This is a genomic window from Streptomyces sp. NPDC005202, assembly GCF_040608235.1.
Classification (GTDB): Bacteria; Actinomycetota; Actinomycetes; order Streptomycetales; family Streptomycetaceae; genus Streptomyces.
Genome location: NZ_JBEXHW010000029.1, coordinates 81,615 through 90,672 on the forward strand (window position 1 = coordinate 81,615; position 9,058 = coordinate 90,672).

General features: G+C 68.7%; 5 protein-coding genes. 3 read left to right on the plus strand and 2 right to left on the minus strand.

The features are described from left to right. Positions 1–34: 34 nt before the first annotated feature. Entirely contained in the window at positions 35–277 is a 243-nt protein-coding gene (locus ABZV31_RS30125; protein WP_355899945.1) for a hypothetical protein, read from the plus strand. Between the two features lie 132 nt (positions 278–409). On the opposite strand, the gene ABZV31_RS30130 is transcribed toward ABZV31_RS30125, so the two are convergent. After that, a complete protein-coding gene (locus ABZV31_RS30130) occupies positions 410–3,727 on the minus strand; it encodes a S41 family peptidase (protein WP_355899947.1) in 3,318 nt (1,105 codons plus the stop codon). A gap of 154 nt (positions 3,728–3,881) precedes the next feature. Here ABZV31_RS30130 and ABZV31_RS30135 point away from each other — a divergent pair, with 154 nt between their 5' ends. Together ABZV31_RS30135 and ABZV31_RS30140 are read left to right on the plus strand one after the other, a co-directional pair. After that, on the plus strand, positions 3,882–4,523 hold the full coding sequence (locus tag ABZV31_RS30135; RefSeq protein ID WP_355899949.1) for a TetR/AcrR family transcriptional regulator: 642 nt from the start codon (positions 3,882–3,884) through the stop codon (positions 4,521–4,523). Between the two features lie 125 nt (positions 4,524–4,648). Next, a complete protein-coding gene (locus ABZV31_RS30140) occupies positions 4,649–6,865 on the plus strand; it encodes an MMPL family transporter (protein ID WP_355899951.1) in 2,217 nt (738 codons plus the stop codon). Positions 6,866–7,616: 751 nt separating this feature from the next. On the opposite strand, the gene ABZV31_RS30145 is transcribed toward ABZV31_RS30140, so the two are convergent. Continuing rightward, on the minus strand, positions 7,617–7,754 hold the full coding sequence (locus tag ABZV31_RS30145) for a hypothetical protein (protein WP_355899952.1): 138 nt from the start codon (positions 7,752–7,754) through the stop codon (positions 7,617–7,619). Positions 7,755–9,058 lie beyond the last annotated feature (1,304 nt).

Sequence of the window (9,058 nt, forward strand, 5' to 3'; positions counted from 1 at the left end):
CCCCTCACCCACACGGGAGTGAAACCACATGGGCATGAAGGACAAGTCCCAGGACCAGGCCGAGCAGTTGCAGCAGCAGGCCAAGGACAAGCTCGGCGAGGGCCGGGAAAAGGCGGGCCAGCGCCCGCAGCACGAGCGTGACCGCTCGTCCCAGCAGCGTGACCGTTCGTCCCAGCAGCGCGACCGTTCGTCCCAGCAGCGCGACCGCGCCCGTAAGGACATCGACGAGCCGCGGGACGACGTGGAGGACCGCTTCGACCAGGACTACGACGCCTAGTCGTTGCGCTCGTCTTCACCCGTAGAGCGTGGGGTGCCCCTTGAGTAGGGGGCACCCCACGTTTGCGTGGCACCCCCAGGCCGTCAAGGTGGCCTTCAACCAAGCAACCAGGGCTCCCCCGGCGCAATCGGCTTACGGCTCCCCCGGCATGTGGCGCGGGGGCAGCTTCGGGCGGGAGCGGTCCGGAACCTCGCGGTAGTCCGGTGGGGTTGCTGCCGGGTTTGTCTTGAGGAGTTCCAGGGCCAGTTCCACCGCGTCGACGAGTTGGGCCTGGCGGCCCTCGGCCCAGTCCAGGGGGGTGCGCAGGATCTCGAGGTCGGGGGCGACGCCGTGGTTCTCGACGGACCAGCCGTACGCGTCGAACCAGGCCGCGTTCATCGGCACCGTGATCACTGTGCCGTCGCCCAGGCGGTGCCGGCCGGTCATGCCGACCACACCGCCCCAGGTGCGCTGACCGACCACCGGGCCCAGCTTCAGCAGCTTGAAGGCCGCCGTGATCATGTCGCCGTCGGACGAGGTCGCCTCGTCCGCGAGGGCCACGATGGGGCCCCTCGGTGCGTTCGAGGTGTACGACACCGGCTGGGCGTTGCGGGTCAGGTCCCAGCCGAGGATCGTGCGCGACAGCTTCTCGATGACCAGTTCGCTGATGTGGCCGCCGGCGTTTCCCCGGACGTCCACGATCAGCGCCGGCCTCGACACCTCCATCCGCAGGTCCCGGTTGAACTGCGCCCAGCCCGAGCCGCCCATGTCGGGGATGTGCAGATAGCCGCAGTGGCCGCCGCTCGCCTCCCGTACTACCACCCGGCGTTTGGCCACCCAGTCCTGGTAGCGCAGCGGCCGCTCGTCGATCAGGGGGACGACGGCGACCCGGCGCGGGGAACCCTCGCCCTCCGAATCGAAGGAGCCCGAAGGGCCTTCCTTGGAAGGGGGGTGGGCGACGGGTTGGGAGAACGTCAGCTCCACCGTCGTACCGCCCGATCCCGCCAGCAGCGGATACGGGCCCGCCACCGGATCCACCGGGCGGCCGTCCACGTGGGTCAGGACCGCCCCCTCGCGGATGCCCGTGCCCGCCAGCGGTGAGCGGGCCTTGGAGTCGGAGGAGTCGCCGGGCAGGATCCGCCCGATCGTCCAACCGGCCTCCCGACGCTCGAAGTTGGCGCCGAGCAGGCCCTGCCAGCGCTGGTAGTGCGCCGGGCCCTCGTTGCGGCGGGCGGCGGCGACGTACGCGTGGGAGGTGCCCAGCTCGCCCAGCACCTCGCGCAGCAGGTCGGCGAACTCGTCCGGGGACGCGACGCGTTCGACCAGGGGGCGGTACTGCGCGAGCACCCCGTCCCAGTCGATGCCGCACATGTTCGGCTCCCAGAAGTACGCCCGGATCAGCCGGCCCGCCTCCTCGTACGCCTGGTGCCAATCGGCGGCCGGGTCGACCACGTGCAGGATCCGGCGCACGTCGATCCAGGTCGTCGTGTCGGCGTCACCGGACTCGGTGGAGGGCACCGCGCGCAGGTCGCCCTCGTCGACCACGACCAGCCGGGTGCCGTCGCCGCTCACCGCGAACCAGTCGAGGTGGCCGACGAGGTCGGACTTCTTCGCCTTGCTGATGTTGAAGCACTCCAGCGTCGGCCGGCCGGTGGTGTCGTCCGGGTTCACGAACGTCTCGCCCAGCGCGCCGGAGATCGGCCAGCGCAGCCAGACCAGGCCGCCGCCCGCGACCGGGTACAGCGCCGAGTACTTGGAGGCGATGACCGGGAACGGCGTCACCCGGTTCTCCAGGCCCTCGATCTCCACGGTCACCGCGCCGCCCTCGCCGGGCTTCTCGGCCTCGACCGGGTCGAGGCCGCCGGCCGCCGGACGGCCCTCGGGATTCAGGGCGAAGGGGGAGGGGGTCGCCGAGGACAGGGGGACCAGGTAGGGCTTGCAGCCGAGCGGGAAGGACAGGTCGCCGGTGTGCACGTCGTACACCGGGTCGAAGCCCCGCCAGGACAGGAAGGCCAGGTACCGGCCGTCCCGGGTGAACACCGGGTTCTCGTCCTCGAAGCGGCCGTTGGTGACGTCGACGATGAGACGGTCCTTTGTGCGGGCCATCTTGATCTGCCGCAGCGTGCGGCCGATCCCCGGGTGCGACCAGGTCAGCCACGCCCCGTCCGGGGAGAAGGAGAGGTGGCGCACCGGGCCGTTGACCGACCGGATCAGCTCGGTGACCTCGCCGCCGGAGCCGTCGGGATCCTCCGTGACGTCGAGCAGCAGCAGCCGTCCGTCGTGCGCGGCGAGGGCGAGCCGCTCGCCCCCGGGGTCGGAGACCATCTCCAGGACGCGGCCCAGTGCGCCGGAGGCGAGCCGGCGGGGTGCGCGGTCGCCGGAGGCCCGCGGGAGGTAGGCGATCTCGACGGCGTCCTCGCCCTCGGCGTCGGTGACGTAGGCGACCCGCCCGCTCGCGCCGAGCATCTCCGGGAGCCGGACGCGGACCCCGGGCGTGTCGATGAGGGTGCGCGCGGGGCCGTCCCGGTGGGTCAGCCAGTACAGGGAGCCGCGCACGACGACGGCGCTGGCCCGGCCCGTCTCGTCGACCGAGATGCCGTCCACGTGCTGGGCGGCCGGCACCTGGTACGGACGGCGGCCCGCCTGCGGACCGCTCAGCCGCACGTCCAGTTGGCGCGGGACCGAGTCCGGGGACAGGTCGTCGACGATCCACAGGTCGCCCGCACACTGGTACACCACCCGGGTGCCGTCGCTGGAGGCGTGCCGGGCGTAGAAGGCGTCGTGGTCGGTGTGGCGGCGCAGGTCGGAGCCGTCGTAGGCGCACGAGTACAGGTTGCCGATGCCCTCGTGGTCGGAGAGGAAGGCGATCCGGCCGCCGACGAACATGGGGGAGTGCAGATGGCCGCCGATGTCGGCGAGCAGCCGCTGCCCGTGCAGCCACAGCCGGCCCATGGCGCCGCCCCGGTAGCGCTTCCAGGAGGCCGGTTCGTGCGGCGGGGTGCCGTTGAGCAGCAGGGTTCTGCGTTCGCCGTCGAGGTCGGCGACCTGGATGTCGGAGACCGGGCCCCAGGGGAGCTTGCGGCCGGGGTCGCCCTCGGTGGCGACCTTGTAGGCCCAGGTGAAGTACGAGAAGGGCTGGCCGTGGGAGGCGACGGCGAGGATGTCGCTGTGTCCCTTGTCGTCGGGCGGGGTCCAGCCGCACACCTGGGTGTCCGAGCTGCCCCAGTACGTCAGCTGCCGGCTGGGTCCGCCGTCCACCGGAACCAGGTGGAGTTCGGGCACCAGGCTGCGCCAGCTCGTGTACGCGATGTGGCGGCCGTCGGGCGAGAAGCGGGGGTGGCCGAGCTTGGTGCGGTCCACGGTGAGCCGCCAGGCGCGGTCCGCTCCGTCGAGCGGCGCCAGCCAGAGGTCGTCCTCGGCCACGAAGCACAGCAGATCACCGCTGAGGTGCGGCAGGCGCAGATAGCTCACCTCCCCATGCTTCGCCGCGGGATGGACCGGAGCAACTTATGAAAAACCGACAGGCGTGACCCAGCATACGTACGAAACGGTTTCGTTTCGCTGAAAATCGCGCTACAGTCGTCACGTACGAAACCGTGTCGTTCGGAGCGGGAAGGCGGCAGACATGGCTCAAGCGTCCAAGGGCGCGGCGTCAGCCGCTCCGGTGGAGCCGGTGCCTGCACGGGGGCGTCGCAGTCGCATCACGCCCGAGCGTGAGGCCGAGTTGTACGAGGTCGTGCTCGACCTGCTCCGGGAAGTCGGCTACGACGCCCTCACGATGGACGCCGTGGCCGCCCGCACCCGGTCCAGCAAGGCGACGCTCTACCGCCAGTGGGGCGGCAAGGCCGAGCTGGTGGCCAGGGCGATACGGCACAGCAAGCCGGGTCGCGTCGGCGACGTCGACACCGGCTCCCTGCGGGGCGACTTCCACGCTCTCGCGATGCGTGAGGACGACTGCACCATGGAGCGGAACTCCGCGCTGATGCGGGGACTCGCCATGGCGATGCACACCAACCCGGACCTCATGCGTGCGTTCAGGGAACTGCTCGTGGAACCGGAGATGGAGGACTTGCGCCGTGTGCTGCAGCGCGCCGTCGACCGGGGCGAGGTCCGCGCGGACAACCCCGCGCTGGGCTACGTGGTGCACATGATGCTCGGCGCGTTCGCCACCCGTGCGCTGATCGACGAGTTGCCGCCGACGCGAGAGTTCCTCACCTCGTACATCGACGCCGTGGTCCTCCCCGCCCTCGGCGTACCCACCCACTGACACGTCCCCCCAGCCAGCCCACCTGACGTCACCGCTCACGTCGTCGGGCCGATCACCCCTGCCTCCCCGTGGGCTGATCACCCCTGCCCAGAACAACCCCACGACCTGACCGGGAGTACGCCCACGTGGCCACGTTCCTGTACAAAGCCGGCCGACTCGCCTTCCGGCGACGACACTTCGTCGTCCTGATATGGGTGGCGCTGCTCACCCTCGCCGGCTTCGGCGCCGCCTCCGCGCCCGCCGCGGGCTCCTCCTCCTTCTCCATCCCCGGCACCGAGGCGCAGAAGGCCTTCGACCTGCTGGACCAGCGCTTCCCCGGCATGAGCGCCGACGGGGCGACCGCGCGGGTCGTCTTCAAGGCGCCCGCGGGCGAGAAGGTGACCGACGCCCCCAACAAGGCGACCGTGAAGAAGACCGTCAAGGAGTTGGCCGACGGCTCCGAGGTCTCCTCCGCCGCCGACCCGTTCACCGCGCACGCCGTGAGCAAGGACGGGACGGTCGCCTACGCCCAGGTGAAGTACAAGGTCTTCGGCATGGAGCTGGAGGACTCCGCCAAGGACGCCCTGAAGCAGGCCGCGCAGGACGCGCGCGACGCCGGGCTCACCGTCGAGGTCGGCGGTGACGCGCTCAGCGCGGTGCCCGAGACCGGGTCCACCGAGGTCGTCGGCATCGTGATCGCCGCGGTCGTCCTCGTCATCACCTTCGGCTCGCTGATCGCGGCCGGTCTGCCCCTGCTGACGGCGCTGATCGGCGTGGGCATCGGCGTCTCCACGATCACGGCGCTGGCGAACGCCCTGGACCTGGGCTCCACGACGTCCACGCTCGCGATGATGATCGGCCTGGCGGTCGGCATTGACTACGCGCTGTTCATCGTCTCCCGCTACCGGGCCGAACTGGCCGAGGGCCGCGAACGCGAGGAGGCGGCCGGGCGGGCCGTCGGTACGGCGGGCTCGGCGGTGGTCTTCGCCGGTCTGACGGTCGTCATCGCCCTCGTCGGCCTGTCCGTCGTCAACATCCCGATGCTGACGAAGATGGGCGTCGCGGCGGCCGGTACGGTCGTCATCGCGGTCCTCATCGCGCTCACCATGATCCCGGCGCTGCTGGGCTACGTGGGCCGCAGGGTGAAGCCGGCCGGCGAGAAGAGCCGGTTCCTCGGTGGCGGCCGGACGCCGAGGAAGCCGGGCAGGCCGAACATGGGCACCCGCTGGGCGAGCTTCGTCGTCCGCCGTCCGATCGCGGTCCTGCTGCTGGGCGTCGTCGGACTCGGCGCCGCCGCGATCCCGGCGTCCTCGCTGGAACTGGGCCTGCCCGACGACGGCTCCCAGCCGACATCGACGACGCAGCGCCGGGCGTACGACCTGCTGTCGGAGGGCTTCGGGCCCGGCTTCAACGGCCCGCTGATGCTGGTCGTCGACGCCAAGGCGAGCGACGACCCGAAGGCCGCGGTCACCAAGGTCACCGACGACGTCAAGGGCCTCAAGGACGTGGTCACGGTGACCCCGGCGACCTACAACAAGGCCGGCGACACGGCCGTGATCACGGTCGTCCCCGACTCCAAGCCGTCGTCGTCGACGACGGAGGACCTGGTGCACGCGATCCGCGACGAGGGCGACGGCATCAAGGCGGACACGGACGCGAAGGTCCTGGTCACCGGCACGACGGCGATGAACATCGACGTCTCGCAGAAGCTCAACGACGCCCTGTTCCCGTACCTGGCGCTCGTGGTCGGCCTGGCGTTCCTGCTCCTGATCGTGGTCTTCCGCTCGATCCTGGTCCCGCTGAAGGCGGCGCTCGGCTTCCTGCTGTCGGTGATGGCCGCGCTCGGCGCGGTGGTCGCGGTGTTCCAGTGGGGCTGGCTGTCCGGCCTGCTGGGCGTGGAGGAGACCGGCCCGGTCATGTCGATGATGCCGATCTTCATGGTGGGCGTCGTCTTCGGCCTCGCGATGGACTACGAGGTGTTCCTCGTGACGCGGATGCGGGAGGCCCACGTCCACGGGGAGAAGCCGAGCCAGGCGGTGGTTACCGGCTTCAAGCACGGCGCGAGGGTCGTGACGGCGGCCGCGGTCATCATGATCGCCGTCTTCTCGGGCTTCATCGGCTCCAGCGAGTCCATGATCAAGATGATCGGCTTCGGCCTCGCCATCGCGGTCTTCTTCGACGCGTTCATCGTCCGCATGGCGCTAGTCCCGGCGGTGCTCGCCCTGCTCGGCAGGAAGGCCTGGTGGCTGCCGAGGTGGCTGGACCGCGCTCTGCCCAACGTCGACGTGGAGGGTGAGGGCCTGCGCACCTGGCAGCCGAAGGACACGGATCCGGACGAGGACCGGGAGCTGGTACGGGCATGATGCGACAGCTTCCTTGAGAGACCGGCCGGTGAGGGTTCCGTGGGGACGGCGCACCCTCACCGGCCTTCTTCTTCGGCCTTGCTCGGCCTTGCTCGGCCTTCTTCGGCAGGGAATTCGTTCGTGACGTCCGTATCCGGTGTATCCGGCAGCTAACCTGCCGTTCATGACGTCTTCCCAGTCAGGAGCCCACCCCCGCTTCGCCGAGGCCCTGCGTGAGCTGGGCTCGATGAGCTGCTCGCCGGGGTTCGCCGGTTTCCTTGGCCGCACTAACACCGCACGGCATGACGACCATGCGGTGTTCCCTGGCGCAGGCGCCGGGGACGTGTCCCCGGCGCCCGACACGGGTGTTACCTCTTGTGGCAACCCCACTTGCCGTTGACCTTCGTCAAGTGCTCTCCCTTGGGGCACTTCTTGTGGGGCGGCGTGGGGCTCGGTGACACGTGCGGACTGGCGGCCACTTGGGCGTTCGCCAGCGGCACCGCGAAGGCGGTACCCGTAGAGGCCACGGCTGCTCCACTGGCCAGCATGCCTGCGGCGGCGCTGGTGGCCAGAGCGCGTACGAATCGGTTTCGCATAACTGGCAACCTTTCCGTGCTCGACGTCGGTTCCTCAGTCAATTCTTGGAGCCCTTCATCCAGCTCGCATCTCGATCATCAGTGGCATCCGATAGCTGGGGGTAGTTCGGCGATCCGAAAGTTGAACCGTATTCGGCGCCAGGGCCCCGGCTGCCACAACCACTCTATGAGTTGCGCTACTTGTCCTTGTCACTCACGGGTTGCGAGACCAACCGCTTGACCCATCGCTCGTTGAAGCCCGCCAACAGCCCGACTCCGACCCAGAAGAAGAACGATTGCGCCACGAGGGCATCATTGAACGGGTCCTTGTCCATCAAGAGAGTCTCGGTTGGATCTGGAAGGAGCACTACAACTGTCCAAGGGCAGCCGCCAGGAGGTCATGGCATCAATGCGCCTCGCTCGCGAGGAAACCTCCAGCGGGGTGGACAGGATCCCACTCCCCACAGATACGGTCGTGGTCGTGTCTGGCGCATGCCAGGTTGGTCACCCGTAGGCGTACGCCAGTTGATCGCGCGCGACTAGGGGAGCTGGTACGGGCATGGCGGTTGACGCTGCTCGCACGGAAGAGGGGTTCACGTCGGCGGGGGCTGCGCGGGTGATGACCAACTGGGGCGCCACAGAAGCCGGAATGTGTCCCGTTGATGGGACCATCTGATGCATGATGAGGACATGGCATCGGAGGACGTCTCAGTCAGGGCGATCAGGCAGACTTAGTCATATTTGTCCACGGGACCTTCGCAGGCGACAAGAGCGAAGAAGAGAGTGGCGCTCGGTGGTGGCAGCGGGGCAGCGTTGTCTGGCAATGGTTCGCGCATAACTTGCCGACCGGCACAGCTCTGCCCGACGACGACACCCGATTGTTCCAGTGGAGTGGCGCCAATACGCAAACCGACCGCCTTGAGGCCGGCAGTGCGTTACTGGCAGAGTTGAGCTCGTTTCAGCTGCGCTTGAGGGAGAGTTGCCGAGTGAGGGAAGGGACACCGAACGACGTCCGCAAGGGAGCCTCTTGGTGCACACGGCCTATTTCTCCAACGAACAAGTGCTCTGCCTCATAACCGCACACATCGCGATGTGTCGTTCGACCTTAAGGCGAGAATTGGTCGACTCCTCGTACTCGAACGAGTCCGTTCGGTGGATTATGCAGACAAAGGAGGCGGTAAATCTTTCCTGGCGCGAGCATGTGCAACGAGTCCGTGAGATGGCGCCCGCGCAGGCACCCCAAATAGACGCCATCGTTCTTGACACGACGACATCGCATCTGTAGCAACTCAGGGCAGAAGGTGTCCTCCGTCAACCCGGGTTCATGCAGTAATAGCTTCGCTGGCCAAGGGGACCGGCTGAGGCCATTCCGTACACCCCGGCCTCGTCCCGCGTCTCTGCTTGCAGCCTGACCGTCCCTGGGGCGAAGGGCAGTTCAACCGCTGGAGTCAACGCTTTGGCAGATGTGCCACATGGGCGCTTTGGTCAACTGCCAACTGAGACCTGGTCGATGCGCTTAGACGACCGCCGGGACAGGGGTCAAGCTAAGACCGTGTCCTATGTGGTGAGGCGGAGCAGTCGCTTGTAGCAGCACAGGGCTGCGGCGAGTCCGAGAAAGGCCAGGTAGTTGCGGGGGTCG